General features: G+C 47.6%; 15 protein-coding genes and 5 pseudogenes. 13 read left to right on the top strand and 7 right to left on the bottom strand.

Features of this window, described 5'->3' with window-relative positions; all coding sequences use genetic code 11:
- Nucleotides 1–401: 401 nt before the first annotated feature.
- The 11 genes and pseudogenes from DX060_RS12315 to DX060_RS00510 form a co-directional block, all read left to right on the top strand.
- Nucleotides 402–1,412, top strand: a pseudogene (locus tag DX060_RS12315) (PEP-utilizing enzyme); the annotation flags it as partial.
- A gap of 1,092 nt (nt 1,413–2,504) precedes the next feature.
- Nucleotides 2,505–2,999 (top strand): PEP-utilizing enzyme, encoded by a 495-nt coding sequence (locus DX060_RS12310; RefSeq protein ID WP_309473195.1) that lies wholly within the window; start codon nt 2,505–2,507, stop codon nt 2,997–2,999.
- Complete coding sequence (locus DX060_RS00545) at nt 2,999–3,607, top strand: gamma-glutamyl-CDP-amidate hydrolase (protein ID WP_115012246.1); 609 nt, start codon at nt 2,999–3,001, stop codon at nt 3,605–3,607. Before DX060_RS12310 ends, DX060_RS00545 begins: the two co-directional genes overlap by 1 nt.
- The gene (locus tag DX060_RS00540) at nt 3,604–4,395 is read left to right on the top strand and encodes a phosphocholine cytidylyltransferase family protein (protein WP_115010659.1); all 792 of its coding nucleotides are present in this window, start codon (nt 3,604–3,606) and stop codon (nt 4,393–4,395) included. Before DX060_RS00545 ends, DX060_RS00540 begins: the two co-directional genes overlap by 4 nt.
- Nucleotides 4,395–5,855: pseudogene (locus tag DX060_RS00535) on the top strand (3'(2'),5'-bisphosphate nucleotidase CysQ family protein); the annotation flags it as partial. The gene DX060_RS00540 and the pseudogene DX060_RS00535, both read left to right, overlap by 1 nt.
- Nucleotides 5,856–5,960: 105 nt before the next feature.
- Nucleotides 5,961–6,509 (top strand): adenylyl-sulfate kinase, encoded by a 549-nt coding sequence (locus DX060_RS11750; protein ID WP_309473194.1) that lies wholly within the window; start codon nt 5,961–5,963, stop codon nt 6,507–6,509.
- A complete protein-coding gene (locus DX060_RS00530) occupies nt 6,510–7,412 on the top strand; it encodes a hypothetical protein (protein ID WP_115010657.1) in 903 nt (300 codons plus the stop codon).
- Nucleotides 7,376–7,714 (top strand): hypothetical protein, encoded by a 339-nt coding sequence (locus tag DX060_RS00525; protein ID WP_115010656.1) that lies wholly within the window; start codon nt 7,376–7,378, stop codon nt 7,712–7,714. Before DX060_RS00530 ends, DX060_RS00525 begins: the two co-directional genes overlap by 37 nt.
- 91 nt (nt 7,715–7,805) lie before the next feature.
- Nucleotides 7,806–8,590 (top strand): annotated as a pseudogene (locus DX060_RS00520) (class I SAM-dependent methyltransferase).
- 49 nt (nt 8,591–8,639) lie between these two features.
- Nucleotides 8,640–9,475, top strand: a pseudogene (locus tag DX060_RS00515) (class I SAM-dependent methyltransferase).
- A gap of 65 nt (nt 9,476–9,540) precedes the next feature.
- Nucleotides 9,541–10,761, top strand: coding sequence for a DUF2972 domain-containing protein (locus tag DX060_RS00510; RefSeq protein ID WP_115010655.1), 1,221 nt, complete (start codon nt 9,541–9,543; stop codon nt 10,759–10,761).
- Here the strand turns inward: DX060_RS00510 and DX060_RS10785 are convergent.
- The 7 genes and pseudogenes from DX060_RS10785 to dapF form a co-directional block, all read right to left on the bottom strand.
- Nucleotides 10,739–10,948 (bottom strand): hypothetical protein, encoded by a 210-nt coding sequence (locus tag DX060_RS10785; RefSeq protein WP_147278736.1) that lies wholly within the window; start codon nt 10,946–10,948, stop codon nt 10,739–10,741. The genes DX060_RS00510 and DX060_RS10785 overlap by 23 nt on opposite strands.
- An 8-nt stretch (nt 10,949–10,956) precedes the next feature.
- Nucleotides 10,957–11,307 carry a hypothetical protein gene (locus tag DX060_RS00505; RefSeq protein ID WP_115010654.1) on the bottom strand — a complete coding sequence of 117 codons (351 nt, stop codon included), beginning with the start codon at nt 11,305–11,307 and terminating at the stop codon, nt 10,957–10,959.
- Nucleotides 11,308–11,469: 162 nt separating this feature from the next.
- Nucleotides 11,470–11,601, bottom strand: a complete 132-nt coding sequence (locus DX060_RS11745; RefSeq protein WP_258552138.1) for a hypothetical protein — start codon at nt 11,599–11,601, stop codon at nt 11,470–11,472.
- 251 nt (nt 11,602–11,852) lie between these two features.
- Nucleotides 11,853–12,131, bottom strand: coding sequence for a hypothetical protein (locus DX060_RS00500; RefSeq protein WP_115010653.1), 279 nt, complete (start codon nt 12,129–12,131; stop codon nt 11,853–11,855).
- A 45-nt stretch (nt 12,132–12,176) separates the two neighbouring features.
- Nucleotides 12,177–13,181 (bottom strand): pseudaminic acid synthase, encoded by a 1,005-nt coding sequence (gene pseI / locus DX060_RS11740; RefSeq protein WP_258552298.1) that lies wholly within the window; start codon nt 13,179–13,181, stop codon nt 12,177–12,179.
- Between the two features lie 726 nt (nt 13,182–13,907).
- A pseudogene (gene pseH / locus DX060_RS11735) lies at nt 13,908–14,447 on the bottom strand (UDP-4-amino-4,6-dideoxy-N-acetyl-beta-L-altrosamine N-acetyltransferase); the annotation flags it as partial.
- Nucleotides 14,448–14,472: 25 nt separating this feature from the next.
- Complete coding sequence (gene dapF / locus DX060_RS00490) at nt 14,473–15,732, bottom strand: diaminopimelate epimerase (RefSeq protein ID WP_115010651.1); 1,260 nt, start codon at nt 15,730–15,732, stop codon at nt 14,473–14,475.
- Between the two features lie 100 nt (nt 15,733–15,832).
- Between dapF and DX060_RS00485 the strand changes: the two genes are divergently transcribed.
- Nucleotides 15,833–16,351 carry a DinB family protein gene (locus DX060_RS00485; protein ID WP_115010650.1) on the top strand — a complete coding sequence of 173 codons (519 nt, stop codon included), beginning with the start codon at nt 15,833–15,835 and terminating at the stop codon, nt 16,349–16,351.
- On the top strand, nt 16,323–16,481 hold the full coding sequence (locus DX060_RS11035; RefSeq protein WP_181814109.1) for a hypothetical protein: 159 nt from the start codon (nt 16,323–16,325) through the stop codon (nt 16,479–16,481). Before DX060_RS00485 ends, DX060_RS11035 begins: the two co-directional genes overlap by 29 nt.
- The last annotated feature ends 11 nt before the right edge of the window (nt 16,482–16,492 follow it).

The following is a 16,492-nucleotide window of genomic DNA, read 5'->3' as shown; positions in this document are numbered from 1 at the left end:
CAGTGGCGTGGCAATCCACACAAACAAAGACACAAAACCTAGAATCCATTTTTGAAAACCCCACCACAGATACACAAAAAGCGGATTCTAGTAATGATTATTCTGCTAGCGCAGAATTAGTGGATTGCCACGCGGACAAGTCCGCTCGCAATGACACAAAAAACGCCACAAATGTAAGCGACTCGCAGGCAGCAGCAAGGCTAGATTCTAGTAAAAGCCTAAGCGGTTCTAAGATTTCGAGGCTAGAATCGTGGCTTTTACTAAAGAAACCTGCTTCGGCTTCGCCTTGCACCGCTTCGCTTGTTTTCAAGCCGCGCGTGGGAGATAAGACTTGCGGTCTATCGAGCTCGCGCGGCGATGAAATCCACGATTCTAGCCCGAAAGCTGAATCGCCCCAGCTAGAGCTCTACTGCCTCCAAGTCCGCCCCCTTGTAATGCAACACAAGCAAGATCTCTATGACATAATCACCCCTAGAGCCCTAGAGCGACTCTCTAAACGCATAAAAGCCCTAAGCGCACCCCACCCAAATGTCCTTGGGGCAAAGGCGATATTTGGCGTGATGCCTGATTGGAATCCCGCAGAAATCATCGGGCTAAAGCCTAAGCGACTAGCCCTAAGTCTCTATAAAGAGATCGTAACAGATGGCGTGTGGGCTTACCAGCGCGATAATTATGGATATAGAAATTTACGCTCCCACCCGCTTATGCACTCATTTTTGGGCATACCTTATATCGATGTGCGCTTGTCTTTTAACTCCTTTATCCCAAAGCACCTAGATGATAATATCGCCACAAAGCTTGTGGATTACTACCTAAGCGCGTTAGAATCCACCCCAGAAGCCCACGATAAAATCGAGTTTGATATTGTGTTTTCTTGCTATGATTTCTCCACGCCTAAGCGACTGCAAGCCCTGCTGAAGCACGGATTTAACGACAATGAGCTAAAGCGCGTAGAATTTGCCCTGCTTAATCTCACAAACTCTATCCTAGCAAAAGACTCTGGTCTATATCTCAAAGATTTAGCAAAGTCCCAAAAGCTTGAAGCCAGATATAGCGCGATAGTGGATTCTAGTCTCTCGCTGTATGACAAGATTTATTGGCTGCTAGAAGATTGCAAGCGGTTTGGCACGCTGCCCTTTGCTGGCGTGGCTAGGGCGGCGTTTGTGGCTATGCAGATTTTGCGCTCGCTTGTGGAGATAGGCTTTTTAAGCACGCAGGAAAAAGAGGAGTTTCTAAGCTCTTTGCACACCATTAGCAAGCAGCTTAGCGATGATATAGCGCATTTGCAAGAAGACTCAATAGATGAGTTTTTGGCTGTTTATGGGCATTTGCGTGCGGGGAGTTATGATATTTTGTCGGCTAGGTATGATGAGGGGTTTGACTATTACTTCGGCTCTAAATGCGGGGATTCGGTCTTGGGTAGTCATTCCGCAGATTTAGCAAATTTTGGGACAACCGCAGACCTCAAGTCTAGCTCTGCCCCAAAATTTGCTAAAAGCTACGAAAGCCCCACCGCAACTCCTAGAATCCTTGAAGAAGACAATCAAGCCGAGTGTGAAAAATCTACCCACTCCCTAGAATCCCAAAGTAGCACTGAAATTACAAACCCAACCACGAGCAAGTTTAAGCTAGAATCCACTTTTACGCAAAGCACCGATTCTAGCTCCAAAATACTGCCGCGAGAGACAAAGGGCGAGCAAAAAGTGGATTCTAGCACCGCCACAACTCCGTCATTGCGAGCGAGTGAAACGAGCGTGGCAATCCACACAAGCACGCAAAAAATAGCAACCCTAGAATCCTCGTTTGAAAAAAGCCCCGATTTTAAGGAAGACGCCTATTTTCCGTCATTGCGAGACACTGCGCCAGCAGTGGCGTGGCAATCCACACAAACAAAGACACAAAACCTAGAATCCATTTTTGAAAACCCCACCACAGATACACAAAAAGCGGATTCTAGTAATGATTATTCTGCTAGCGCAGAATTAGTGGATTGCCACGCGGACAAGTCCGCTCGCAATGACACAAAAAACGCCACAAGTAAAAAAGTGGATTCTAGGGATAAAAACGCTCAAAGTGCGTTTGATAAACAAGCCGCAGGCGGCAGGATTTGTGATGAAAAAGCAGGGTTGTGCAGTGGCGAGCAAGGAGATAAGACTTGCGGTCTATCGACGCCGCGAGCCACAAACTCCCTGCTTTTTCGCGCAAAACAAGCAAAGCGGTGCGAGCGTGAGCTCGCAGGTTTCTTTAGAAAGCCAACGCCAAAGCCAAGCCAAGCTGAATCACCACAACAAAAACCATACCACATAAGCAGCGATCGCCTCCGCGCGCTAGACTCCTTGCTCAAAGAGCACGGGCTAGAGATTTGTGCAAATGATTTATTTATCTTTTTGAAGCAAGCCATAGAGGGCAGGGAGAGCGTGAAGTTTGCTTTCTCTAAGTTTCTCTCAAAAGCCCTAAGCTATATCAAAGAGCTAGGCGAGAGCTTGCAAATCCCAGCAAGCGATATGGCGCATTTGGATATTAAAAGTATTTTAAGCCTTTATGCAAGCTTGTATAAAGATAGCCCCAAGGAGCGATTCTTGCAAGAAATCGCCGCAAACAAGCAAGAATACAACCTTACTTGCGCGCTAAAGCTCCCGGCTCTTATCACAAAGCCTGATGAAGTCTTTGCCTTTTTTTCAAGCAAGGTGGTGCCAAACTTCATCACACAAAAGCTTGTGATAGGTGAGGCTATCGAGCTAGATTCTACCACGCAGCAAAATCTACAAGGCTCTATCGTGCTTATCAAATCCGCCGATCCGGGCTATGACTATCTCTTCACCAAAGATATTGCCGGCTTTATCACCTGCTATGGCGGGAGCAACTCCCATATGGCGATCCGCGCCAGTGAGCTACAAATCCCAGCGGTGATTGGCGTAGGCGAGCACGCGTATCAAGCTTATGCGAGTGCCACTAGGATCCAGCTTGACTGCCAAGCCCAAAGAATAGTGTGCCTATAATGCAGCCCTTCATCGCCATAAGCCAGCGACTTGCCACTGCCGCGCATAATGAAGTGCGCGAGTGCCTAGCAAGTGAGTGGGGGAGCTTTTTTGCGCGTAATCTTGCCAGCTATCTGCCCTTGCCGCTTGCCTATCATATCCCCTTTAGCCAATATGCGCCCTTTGTGCAAGGGGTGATCCTTAGCGGGGGGAATGACTTGGCACTCTTTTGTGATGATTATCTTTCACGCACGCGCGATAGCTATGAAAGGGATCTGCTAGAGCATTGTGTCAAAAAGCGGATTCCAGTGCTTGGGATATGTCGTGGGGCGCAGATGATCGCGCAGTATTTTTCCTGCGAGATCGCGCCACTACAAGGGCATATAGGCAGCCATAAGCTCCACGCACAAGGGCAGGAGTTTAGGGTCAATTCCTTTCATAATTATGGCGTGATGTCTTTATCTAGCGAGCTAGAGTCCATAGCCCTAGCAAGTGATGGCAGCATAGAGGGCTTTAGGCACGAGAGACTGCCTATTTTTGGCGTGATGTGGCATATAGAGCGAAGTGGGGGTATGGAGTATCAAGGGCTATGGCAGAGATTTTTACAAGCACTAAAGGAGCGTGAATGAGAGCATTGATTTTAGCCGCAGGATTTGGCTCAAGGCTTATGCCACTGACTCAAACTAAGCCAAAATGTATGGTGGAGTATGAGGGCAGGGCGATCATCGATTATGAGATAGAGGCATTGCGTGCGTGCGGGATTGATGAGATAGCGGTGGTAGGGGGGTATTTATACCCCGTGCTAGAATCCTACTTAAGCAAGCGCGATATTATGACAATGTATGAGAACCCGCGCTATGCTAGCACCAATATGGTGCAGACAATGCTCTGTGCTAGGGAGTGGATAGAGGGCTGTGCTAATGATAAGCAAGACCTGCTTATCTCCTATGCGGATATTGTGTATTTCACGCCTTGTGTGCAAAAGCTTTGCAAAAGCAGCGCGCCTTTGGCAATCGCAGTAGATAAGCTTTGGCATAAGCTTTGGCGTAAGCGATTTAGCGATGTGCTGCTAGATGCCGAGAGCCTTAAAATCCACAATGGCAAGATCACCGAGCTAGGCAAAAAGCCTAAAAGCCTAGATGAGGTACAAGGGCAGTATATGGGGCTATTTATGCTTAGGCACGATTTTTTACCGCAAATGCTTGCATTCTATGATGGGCTAGATAGAAATGCGATCTATGATGGCAAGGATTTTGAAAATATGTATATGACAAGCTTTTTGCAAGCTCTTATTGATCGCTTTGATAACGCACAAGCGGTGGAGATTTATGGCGGCTGGCTGGAGGTGGATATGCCAAGTGATCTAGCTATATCACTGCAAGATATTCAGGCAATCACAGCGCAAAAGGGCGAGTAATGCAAGAGCTACTAGAAAAAGCCGCCACAATCGCGCTGCAAGCAGGCGAGCTGATCTTAGCTATCAAGGACAAAACCGCTAGCCAAAAAGCCGATGGCTCGCCTGTTACCAAAGCAGATTTAGAGGCAAATGCCTTTATCACCGATAGATTATCGCACATTGCCCCCTATCCCATCTGCTCTGAAGAAGCTCCGCTAGAGTATGAGAAGCGCAAGGATTTGGAGTATTTTTGGCTTGTTGATCCCCTTGATGGCACAAAGGATTTTGTCGCTAATCTTTCTGGCTGGAGTGTCAATATCGCCCTAATCCACCGCGACAAAGCTATTTTAGGCGTGGTGTATGTGCCTATGCTAAAGGAGCTGTATCTAGGGCTAGAGGGGTTTGGGGCGTTTGTTGGTAGGGGGGATGCGGCTTTGGGTAGGCAATTTGACAAGATTGAGAATTTTGTGGAAGGCACGAACGCCAAGTTCGCTAACCTTCCCCAAAACAAGCACAGCGAAGTTTCTTTAGAAAATTCTCAAAACTTGCAAAGCCCCACCGCAATTCCTAGAATCCTTGAAGAAGGCAATCAAGCCGAGTGTGAAAAATCCACCCACTCCCTAGAATCCTCGTTTGACAAATCGCAAAAAATGGATTGCCACGCGGACAAGTCCGCTCGCAATGACAGAGAAAACAACGCCCACACAAGCCCTGCTCGCGACAACACAAAAAACGCCACAAGTAAAAAAGTGGATTCTAGCAATAAAGCTTTTTTATCGTCATTGCGAGACACTGCGCCAGCAGTGGCGTGGCAATCCACACAAACAAAGACACAAAATCTAGAATCCACTTTTGAAAACCCCACCGCTGATACACAAAAAGTGGATTCTAGTAGTGACTATTCTGCTAGCGCAGAATGTATAGATTGCCACGCAAGCACTACCGCGCTTGCTCGCAATGACAGAGAAAACAACGCCTACACAAGCAAAAGCCCTGCTCGCGCCAACACAAAAAACGCCAAAAATGTAAGCGAGCAGCCAAAGGATTCTAGGATTTTTGAAAGCCAAGTTCAAAATGTGTTTTGTAGCCAGCTCGTAGGCGGCAGGATTTGCGATGAAAAAGCAGGGTTGTGCAGTGGCGAGCAAGGAGATAAGACTTGCGGTCTATCGACGCCGCGAGCCGCAAACTCCCTGCTTTTTCGCGCAAAGCCAACGCCAAAGCCAAGCAAAGCTAAATCGCTACAACCACCCCTAGCGTGTGATTCTGTCTTTCACTCTAGCCCCCTCACACAAGCATTTATCGCGCATTATGGGCTAGAGAGTATCAAGCTAGGCTCATCGCTGAAGTTTTGCGCACTTGCCAATGGAGCGGCGGATATTTACCCCAGATTTAATGGCACAAAGGAGTGGGATACTGCTGCCTCTCAAGTCATAGTCGAGCAAAGCGGCGGCGCGGTGATAAGTATCAAAACAGGCAAGCCCCTACGCTACAACAAAACGCACTTTGCCAATGACTACTTCATAGCCTTTGCTGCGAGTCAAATAGGCGGAGCTATCTATGAAGATGTCCGCAGCGATAGGCTGCCTTTGACATTTAAAGCTAGCTACTATGGGCTGGTAGTGTGGCTCACAGGGCTTGCTGGCAGTGGCAAAAGCACGCTTGCTAAAGAGCTGTATATAAAGCTGCAATCCCAAGCACTCAATGTCGTGTATCTTGATGGCGATGAGCTGCGCGATGTGCTAGGGGCATATAGCTATGATAAGCAAGGGCGCATTAGCGTGGCAAAAAAGCGCGCCGATCTCGCTAGGCTTTTGTCTAGGCAGGGGATTATCACCATTGTAAGCACGATTTCGATGTTTGATGAGATCTATACCTACAATAGAGAGCATTTCCCCAACTACCTTGAGGTCTATGTCTCTTGCGATTATGATGAGCTCATACGCAGGGATCAAAAGCAGCTTTACTCCAAAGCCCTTAAAGGCGAGCTGCCAAATGTCGTGGGCGTGGATATAGATTACGATGAGCCAAAGGCGCATTTACGCATTGATAACACCACGCTAGGCGGCATTGATGAAAAAGTGAAGCAAATCCTAGAAAAAATCCAATCCACATTCCAATCCACACAAGGAGCATAAATGCGACTACTACAAAGAGCCAAAAATATGATAAAAGTGATGAAAGGGGGGCGATGGGGGTATTTCTACGATCGCTTGCCCGGGGCGCAAAAGCTCTTTAATCTCACCAATCTCCTCCCCCACCCAAGCGCGTATAAATATATCTTGCTAGGAGGGCACGGCGTGGGGCTAACGGCGGTGAAATACTATCTTGCCAAATGTCAAGCAAAGCCTATGGAGGTGCTCTCTTATGAGAATTTCCGCCCCTTTATTTTCTGGCGTGAGTTTGATGGGCTGGTGCTGGATAAAGCCCCGCTAAATAGTGGTGCGAGCAAGATCCTAGCCACTTGCACAAAGCGCGTGCCGGTGTATCAAATCCTGCGCGATCCCATAAGCATTGTCAAAAGCAATGTCAATGCCACAATGCTACACACCATATCAACGATACACTCCCAAAAAGATGCAAACGCGCTAGCCTTTGAGATTGTCAAAAATATCTCGCATTTGATGATAGCCTTTAGCTCCCAGCGCAAGCTTGTAGAGCATATCACAAGTGATGTGAGCTATCTAAGTATGCGCGATATTGATGATAGCAATATGCCAAGCACTATGCAAAACTTCTGCGATCGCTTCGGCTATACAAATTGCTCCTATGATGAAGAAAGCGTGGTCAAAGGCTCATCTTTCCCAAGGTGCTTTCCCTATATTTTTACTATTGATGGCACGCTTTTCGCGCTCTCCACGCTCTCAAGGCTAGTAGATGGCTCAAGCGCGGAGATCGATGTCTCTGCGCATATAGACTCTAAACGCCTGCAGTGGTCCCACCCTATCCACAAGCTAGAATCCATTATCGTAGAAGGACACGAGAGCCACCCGCTGTATCTGGTGTGTGCTGCCCCCCCCCTATTAAAAGTAGCAGCCTAGAGCAAGCAAGAGCCAAAGCACAAAGCTATATAGAATCCACACGCGCACTTTTGGCAAGGGCAGAGCAGCTTGCTTTCACAGAATCCACGCTTATAGAAGCACTTCTGCAAGCCCCGGATATAGCCACATATTTAGCCCAAAGGATAGAGAGAGAATGCGCTATTATCAAAAATGATCGCCCAGATATTTGGGAGCAATTTTCACATACGCACAAGTTTTGCGCTTGTGTGGATCGCCACGCCGATCTCATCGGCTCGCGAGTGAGGGATAGCACTACCGCAAGTGAAAAAAGTGGATTCTAGTGTGCTTTCCACGCGCTAGAAGCCTAGAGTGTTAAGAAACCTATCAACACAAGTCCGTTACAATCACGGCAAACTTTTCAAAGGAGATTTGATGAAGCAAGGAGATTTTACACAAGTCGCTGCCCACTATCACAATCGCCCAGCATATAGCACTATGCTTTTGCAAAAGCTTATTGCCTGTATCAATGATGAGCATAAGCCTTTGCGGGCTCTGCAAGTGGCGGAAGTTGGGGCTGGCACAGGCAAGCTTACCGCGCTGCTTGGGGATATGGGGCTATCAGTGCGAGCCGTAGAGCCAAATGATGCGATGAGAGAGAAGGGCATAGAGCATACCAAAAGCTATGCAAATATCAAATGGCACAAAGGCTCTGGCGAGCAGACCGGGCTAGAATCTAATAGTGCTGATTGGGTGATTATGGCTAGCTCATTTCACTGGACAGATCCCGCAAAGTCTCTCCCAGAGTTTGCCCGTGTCTTAAAAACGGGGGGGGGGGGGCGAATGGCTACTTCACAGCCATTTGGAATCCTAGAAATATCATAGAAGGCTCGCTCTTTGATGAGATTGAAAAGGAGATTAAACATATTGTTCCAGAGCTTGCTCGTGTGAGCAGCGGTAGCCAAAATGTCAAAAAGTGGGAGGAGATCCTAGTCTCTACGGGAGATTTCACAGACTGCTTCTTTATGGAGTGTGATTATGTAGAGACTATGGACAAGGCTCGCTATATGGGGGCTTGGCATTCTGTCAATGACATACAAGCACAAGCCGGAGCAGATCGCTGGGGCAAAATCATCGCTATGATAGAGAGTAAAATCGCTCATCTTAGCGTGATTGAAGTCCCTTATAAAATCCGTGCGTGGAGCGTGAGAAAGGCGTAGAATCTATGCTTCTTGTGCTTTGCGCACCTACTAAGCACAAGGAGAAATGATGACTACTTCCACACAGGATTCTACACAGCAAAAGATCGTAGAGAAAGTTTGGGACTATACCAAGCACGCCAAATTCTACGAATACCGCCCCAACTACGCGCCATCAAGCATTGATATGCTTGCCTTTTTGGTCAAGCAAAGCAGCCAAACCACTGCCCCAAAAGTCGCAGACATAGGTGCAGGCACGGGCAATCTTAGCATTATGCTCTTAGAGAGAGGGTGCAAGGTGGTAGCAGTAGAGCCAAATGATGCGATGAGAGAGATTGGCATAGAGCGCACTAAAGAGTGGGCGCAAAAGGGGCAGATTGAATGGGTGCGTGCTAGTGGAGTGGATAGCACGCTAGCTAGCGGGGAGTTTGATTGGGTAACCTTTGGCTCTAGCTTTAATGTGATGGATAGGCAAAGTGCCTTATGCGAAGCCCATAGACTTCTGCGCTCTAGTGGGCTAAACGGGGGGGGGGGGGGGGAATCTTCTCGTGTATGTGGAATCACAGGGATTTAAATGACCCTATCCAAAACACCGCAGAAGAGATTATCACAGAGTTTGTCCCACATTACAGCAGAGGGACTAGGCGAGAAGATCAGCGTGCTATCATAGAATCTAGGAAAGATCTCTTTGATAGCATATTGTATGTAGAAGAGGACTTCTACTTCCAGCAGAGTTTAGAAAACTATATCAACGCGTGGAAAAGCGTGAAAAATCCCTATTGGGATCTAGACTCTACAGAGGGAAGGGAGCTCTTTGAAAACATCACACAAAAGATGCGAGCCACTCTGCCTAAAGAGCTGCATATCAAATACACCACGCGCTGCTGGAGTGCTAGAAAAGTGTAGTAAAGGTGTAGCGATAGGGCTAGCATAAGGGGAGAGTTGGCGAGTTTGTTAAAGAAAGGAAACTTATGCGACTCTATACACTTATGACTAGTCTAGGGAAAGGATCGGTGAGATTTATGCTAAGGATTTGGAGTGCTGTGGCGTGGAAGCTTGGGGCAAAGCTGCCTAAAAGCTATGATTTTTTCTACCTTTCAAGCCACGGCGTAGGGCATAATGCAATGCTAGGCTTTTTGCACCACTGCGGAGTGAAGCTTAATTGGCATTTTGAAGAATCAGGCAAGCAGCGATACAGCAATCTCTATCAAATGCTCCTAAAAGCCAAATATGCCAAAATCGGGGGGGGGGGGGGCGAGAGCTATGCCATTGCCCTAAGTGAATGCGGATTTGATGATAAAGACAAGTTTTTTTCTACATTTGCTAAGAGTGCGCCGGCAATTTGCTTGGTGCGCGATCCTATCGGCGTGATTAAGAGCATTTTGAACCTAAGCGGGCGAGGTGGAGAAGGAGTATTTACCCTAGATACACCCTATGAGCAAATCACGCAAGTAGGCTTTGGGGACTTCACGCAAGCTCCTATTTCTTGGGGAGAGGCTAGCCCACATCTAGCAAGTATCGCTACGATTGTGGAGGACTCTAGCGGACATATCTTTATCCAAAATTCTCTGCAAGAAGCCCTATCTCACACACTCTCACAAACCCACTATATCGATATGCAGCAAATCACTAGCCAAAATGCCTATGCCACAATGCTAGATCTATCGCAGAAATTTGGCTTCAATGCCCCAGATAAAGACTCTGTGATATGGACTACAAAGATGTTTGGCGAGCTTAATGGCGTGCTGCCTTTTAGCCTACATATCCCCTTAGGCGGTGAGGCTAGCGGGCAGGTGCTAGAAGTATCTATCACCCTAGAGCAATACGCAATGTGGCAAAGAGGCATTACCTATCTTTTGCAAGACTTGATCAAGCAAACACCCTTTACCAATATCGCTATCACAATCCCTAGCACCCAAGCGACATTGCTGCATAAAGACCCAAGCATACTGCCACGCCTAGAATCCTTTATGCAAGGCTTTATAGAAGCACTGCAAAAAAGAGTGGAGTATATCAACACACACAAGATCACAGAAGCGCAGGTGCTAGACTTCTTGCGCGAGCATACAGATGTCGCCAAAAAGCTAGAGGCAACGCTTGAGAGAGAGCTGGCGCATATTATGCGGAGTCGAGCGGATATTGTGGAGGGGTGGGGATACTACCAGCAGTTTAAAAAACTACGCCTTGTGTAGCATTAGGATTCGGCTTTACTAAAGAAACCTGCTGCGGCTGCGCCTTGCACCGCTTCGCTTGTTTTGCGCGATAAATCGTGGATTGCTTCACGCGTGCTGCGGTTACATACGCCAAGTATGCGCCCTTGCACGCGCTCGCAAAACCCCAATTTACTAAAGAAACTGCGGCTGCGCCTTGTTTTCTCATCGCAAATCCTAGAATCCTAGAGACAATAAATGTGTGTCTTGGGCAGGCAAGCGAAGCGATTGCGCGATTTTTAGGGCAACCGCAGACCTCAAGTCTAGCTCTGCCCTAAAATCCACAAAAAGCCCCACTAGCAACACCGCAAATCTTAGAATCTTTGGGACACAAACATCGCAACTCCTAGAATCCACTTTTTTATTTTGGCGTTGGCTTTTTGCGAAAAAGCGGGGGGTTTGCCTTTTGCTTGTGCGATAGACCATCAGTCTTATCTCCGCGCAAAAGGCTGCACAACCCCGCTTTTTCACTAAAAATCCTGCCGCCTGCGGTGTTTTGAGAATTTTGGCTTCACTCCTAGAATCCACTTTTTGACATCAAAGCCTTTTTGTCATCGCGAGCTTTGCGCTAGCAAAGCGTGGCGATCCATATTTTGCGCTAGCAAAAAGGGCATTGCTAGAATCCACTTTTGAAAATAATAAGCACACAAACACAAAAGCGGATTCTAGTGTGTGATAAAAACGCGGATTCTAGTGTAGGGAGTGTGGGGAGTGGATCGCCACGCCACTGCTAGCGCAATGTCTCGCGATGACGGAAAAACGCGGCAAGTCAAAAGTGGATTCTAGGAAAACGATTCTAAACATTGTGGTGCTAGAATCCACTTTTTAAGGTTGTTTGTTTTACACGATTCTAAGGGTTACTAAAGAAACCTGCTGCGGCTTCGCCTTGCACCGCTTCGCCTTGTTTTCTAAAGAAACTTCGCTTCGCTTGTTTTGGATTGCCACGCTTTGTCTTGCGCCAAAGCTCGCAATAACGCCTATTTTACTTCACAAAGCTTGTTGGACTTCAACACGATTCTAAGAGTTGCGGTGGGGCTGTGGTTGTTTTACGCTATTTTTAGGGCAGAGCAAGACTAGAGGTCTGCGGTTGTCCTAAAAATAGCGTAATCAATCGCATTGCTCGCCCAAGACTGAATCGCCAACCCCCTAGAATCCACTTTTTTATTGTCGTTTTGGGATTCTAAGATTGTGGTGCTAGAATCGTGGTTTTTCAAAGCGAGTGAGTGAGATAAGACTAGAGGTCTATCGACGCAGCGCGGCGATGAAATCCACGATTCTAGCACCACAAGCTGAATCCCTAGAATCCGCGTTTTCAAAAAGTGGATTCTAGCAGCACCACAATCTACACGCACGGCAAAAGATCTAGGATAGCCCTAGAGGTCAATCCCACACCAAGGCTAGATAAAATCCCCCCGCTCAAGCGGCTCTCCCTTCTCCAAATCTCTTGCCGCCCTTTTGCCCAAAACTTCAGGCAGAAATTTTGGCGAGAGTCCGCCGCTTGGGCGGATAGAGCGGATATTGCTAGGTGTGAGTAGCTCTCCTTTTCGCACATTTTCACACACAAAAAGCGAGCGGGCAAAGCCCCGTCCGCTAGAGCTGGCATTAGACTCTAGCTTGCTAGCTAAATCGCCGCTGCCAAGGGCTAGATGGGCGGCTTGTAGCTTGCGTGCTAGGGCTTGAAACTCCCTAGCCTCCATACTAAACTCCGCATCAACTCCCCCAAGCGACCGCCTAATGATAAAGTGCTTTTCTATCATACTAGCCCCAAGTGCGTTCGCCAAGATCGCGCACAAATCCCCTTGCGTGTGATCACTTAGCCCATATTTCACCCCATAGCGTGCGAGCTTTGGCATAGAGGCGATTTGGGCGGATTGTAGCGGGGCTGGGTAGGAGCTAGTGCAAAGCAGGAGCGTAATGTCATCATTGCCTGCCTCATAGCACGCTTGCAAGGCTTCTAGGATCTCTTCGTGCGTGGCAATGCCTGTGGAGATGATGATGGGCTTTTTGGTGCTGGCAACTAGCTTGATAAAGGGCGTATCGGTGATCTCAAAGCTCGCGATTTTATACATTGGACACTCTAGGCTCTCTAGCAGCTCCAAAGCTTTGGCAGAAAATGGCGAGCTAAAGATCCCCACGCCAAGCCCCCTAGCATAGCTAAAAAGCTCTTTATGCCACTCTAGGGGCGTGTGAGCCTTTTGATAAAGAGTGTAGAGACTCTCTCCGTCCCACAGCGTGCCAGAATCTATGCGGAATCGCGGCTTATCACAAGCGATGCTTAGGCACTCGGGGGTGTAGGTTTGCAGCTTGACAAAATCCGCGCCGGCGATTTTAGCGGCTTTTATGGTGTGCTTGGCTAGGCGTAGGCTTTGGTTGTGATTGGCAGAGATTTCGGCGATGAGCAGTGGGGAGGTTTTTGGCGTTGGCGTTGGCTTTCTAAAGAAACATCGGCTTGCGCCGAGCGGTGTCCCTTGTTTTCTAAAGAAACCTGCTTTCGTGCGCTCGCCTTGCACCGCTATGCTGGTTCCTTTAGAAATCCTAGAATCCTTTGCTGGCTGGCTTAAGTTTGTGGCGTTGCTAGAATCCGCTTTTTTGCTGTCATTGCGAGCGGATTGTAAATCCGCGTGGCAATCCATAGTGTTTGCGGAAGTAGAATGGGCTTTATCGTTAGAATCCAACTTCACACTAGAATCCACTTTTTCTAAAGAAACTGCGTTTTGATTTGCGGCATTGTGTGAAAAAGTGGATTCTAGGGCGTGCGTTTTTTTTGTGTTTTCTTTATGGATTGCCACGCCGATTTCATCGGCTCGCAATGACGATAAAAAAGCGTTATGGCTAGAATCCACTTTTTTACTTTCGGCGGATTTTTCACTTGCAGTGGTTTTGTTTTCAGCTTGTTTTGTAAAGCCGCCTTGGGATTCTAGCCCACAAGCCCAATCCTCACAGCTGCTCTGGGATTCTAGGATTGTGGTGCTAGAATCGGGGCTTTTCAAGCCGCGCAAGGAAATAAGACTTGGGTGTCTATTGACGCAGCGCGGCGATGAAATCCACGATTCTAGCCCACAAGCCGAATCCCTCACACAAGCCGAATCCTTATCACCAAACACCTTACCATATAAACACACATCACCATACCTCCTCCCTCCTCCCCCCACACGCACAAATTCCCTTAGCCTACCCTGCAAGTCATAGCCATTGCGCTCATAAAATGCCCTAGCGTGGGCGTTAGAATCCAGCACTTCAAGAAATATCGTATGCAGCCCTAGCTCCCTGCCAGCTTGCTCTAAAGCCGCTAGGATCATCGCCCCCACACTCTCAAACGCGCTATTTTCACACAGCGCGTGCTTTTGGGCTTTGGACAAAAATGGATTAGTATAAATCCCAAGATATGCGTGGGCATTGCTTAGAGAAATCCTGCTCAAAGACCCCACACCTAGCACGATCTCCCCGCATTTAAAGAGCCAATATTTCGCGCGTGGATTATCTGCAAGTGAGGCGATAAACTCCCTATGGGCTTGCGGGCTAATGGAGCTAGCATACATAAAGCGCGCTACTCGCTCATCATTGCGCATAGCAAGCACTAGGGCGATGTCATCTTCACAAAGTGTGCTAAAGCTAAGCCCGATGATAGGTGCGCTGTGGGGCTTGCTAGATTCTATGTAGAGCTGCATTGTGTATCCTTATCACGCAAGTGCGCTAGCAAGTCTGGCAGACCGCTACGCACCGCACTTCTCCTTGCAAAAACACTTCCATATCGCCGATATAGGCGTTAGATTCTAGCTCATTGATGTGGGCTAGGGTGGGGAGCTTGCTACTAGAATCCACTTTTTTGCTGTCATTGCGAGCGGATTGTAAATCCGCGTGGCAATCCATTTTTTCTTTAGAATCCGCTTTGTGTGTTTGTGCGGCATTGTGTGAAAAAGTGGATTCTAGGGGGTTGGTAGATTTTTGTGTGGATTGCCACGCCGACAAGTCGGCTCGCAATGACGATAAAAAGGCTTTATTGCTAGAATCCACTTTTTTGTTTTCAGCTTGTTTTGTAAAGCCATTTTGGGATTCTAGGATTGTGGTGCTAGAATTGGGGTTTTTCGAGCCGCGCAAGGAAATAAGACTTGGGTGTCTATTGACGCAGCGCGGCGATGAAATCCACGATTCTAGCCCACAAGCCGAATCCTTTATTGATTCACACCATAGCTCCAACCTATCCCCACTAGGCGGCACCAAAACCGCACTCCCCTCCAGCCCATACGCGATATGCCCCACTAGCAAAACCGCCGCCATACCCGTCCCACACGCAAGCGTGATGTCTTCTACCCCTCTTTCATAGGTCGCTAGATAGATTTCATCGCTTGCATAGGCGAGATTGACATTGGCATTAAAGTGTATGCGAAGCTCTTGCATAAACGCCTTGAGGCTAGGGCTAGAATGATCAAACCACTCTTGCACAAAGCACACCAAATGCGGCACGCCTGTGTCGATGTAATGCCACCTTGATGGATTTAGCAAAGTCGCGGCTAAATCCTTAGGCACACTAGAATCCACTTTTTGCGCTAGCTCGCTAGGCAGCGTACTTAGGGCAAACAGATTGCGATATAGCCCAAGATTGCTAGAGACGATCTCGCCTTGCACGCTGACTTTGATGATCTGTGCTTGCATACTTGAGTGCGTGATGAAGCGATGAGTCTTAGGGGCTAGCCCTAGATTGTAGGCATAGTGTGCTACACATCTAGAGGCATTGCCGCACATATTTGCACGCGAGCCATCGGCATTGTAGAAATCCCACTGATAAGCGATCGCCTCATCGCTAAAGGGCAGTAATGCCACAAGTCCATCTGCGCCGATACCATTATGGCGATCACACACCCTGCGTGCAAGCTCGCTATAATCGCCCTGTCTATCAAGCGTGTGGAATACTAAAAAGTCATTGCCATTGGCGCAGTATTTATACAAAATCATCACCTCTCCTTGAGAGCCTAGGCTTCTTGCAAAGCTTAAGCCAAATCTAAACAAGACTTGCACATAATTGTAGCAGATCCGCGATACTTAAGGAGAGAATATGAAAGAGCTACTACGACTACAAGGCAGATACAATCAAGAAGCGAACAAAAAAATGATAGCCGTGCTAGAAGGGCTTGATGAAAATGTGCTTACCAAAGATATGGGGCTATACTATAAGTCAATCCTTGGGACAATGGTGCATTATAGTGCTGGGGATGCGAGTTTTTTTAAGGATTATTTTTCATCATTTTGTGCCAAAGCCCCTAGTAGCTCAAAGATTGAGGCAATGCTTGCAGAGCCATTTGCTTTCAAGCCGCAAATCATCGATGATACAAGCAATCTCTTTGCTGCAAGAGAGGTGCTAGATAGCTATATCCTAGATATTATTGAAAACATCAATGAAAGCGACTTTAGTGCCATTAAAACAATCCATTTCCCGTGGGGAGCTATGCAAAAGCCTGTGTTTCAGTTTATCCTAGGGATACTTACTCACGCCACACATCATCGCGGAATGATCGCTTGCGCGCTTGATATACTCAAAGTCGATAATGACTTTAATGGTATGCTTGGCATTTAGATCCTACTGCTTTGGCGCATTGTGGCTAGGGCAAGTCCTAGGCATAGCTTGTAGTCCTAGATCTAGGGAAAATCACAAAGAGTTTGAAAATAGAGAGAGTCTAAGTGCGCCCCAGCAGGGCGCGAAATAGCATTGGTGCTA

Source organism: Helicobacter canis (assembly GCF_900451095.1).
GTDB lineage: Bacteria > Campylobacterota > Campylobacteria > Campylobacterales > Helicobacteraceae > Helicobacter_B > Helicobacter_B zhangjianzhongii.
This window is presented reverse-complemented; position numbering and strand designations above follow the sequence as displayed.

What these genes read in the sequence shown, in the direction of transcription:
- DX060_RS00485 (WP_115010650.1), top strand. Translation starts at nt 15,833, where the DNA reads ATGAAAGAGCTACTACGACTACAAGGCAGATACAATCAAGAAGCGAAC.
- DX060_RS00530 (WP_115010657.1), top strand. Translation starts at nt 6,510, where the DNA reads ATGCGACTACTACAAAGAGCCAAAAATATGATAAAAGTGATGAAAGGG.
- DX060_RS00540 (WP_115010659.1), top strand. Translation starts at nt 3,604, where the DNA reads ATGAGAGCATTGATTTTAGCCGCAGGATTTGGCTCAAGGCTTATGCCA.
- DX060_RS10785 (WP_147278736.1), bottom strand. Translation starts at nt 10,948, where the DNA reads ATGAGAAAACAAGGCGCAGCCGCAGTTTCTTTAGTAAATTGGGGTTTT.
- DX060_RS11035 (WP_181814109.1), top strand. Translation starts at nt 16,323, where the DNA reads ATGACTTTAATGGTATGCTTGGCATTTAGATCCTACTGCTTTGGCGCA.
- DX060_RS12310 (WP_309473195.1), top strand. Translation starts at nt 2,505, where the DNA reads ATGGCGCATTTGGATATTAAAAGTATTTTAAGCCTTTATGCAAGCTTG.
- DX060_RS00545 (WP_115012246.1), top strand. Translation starts at nt 2,999, where the DNA reads ATGCAGCCCTTCATCGCCATAAGCCAGCGACTTGCCACTGCCGCGCAT.
- dapF (WP_115010651.1), bottom strand. Translation starts at nt 15,732, where the DNA reads ATGATTTTGTATAAATACTGCGCCAATGGCAATGACTTTTTAGTATTC.
- DX060_RS00510 (WP_115010655.1), top strand. Translation starts at nt 9,541, where the DNA reads ATGCGACTCTATACACTTATGACTAGTCTAGGGAAAGGATCGGTGAGA.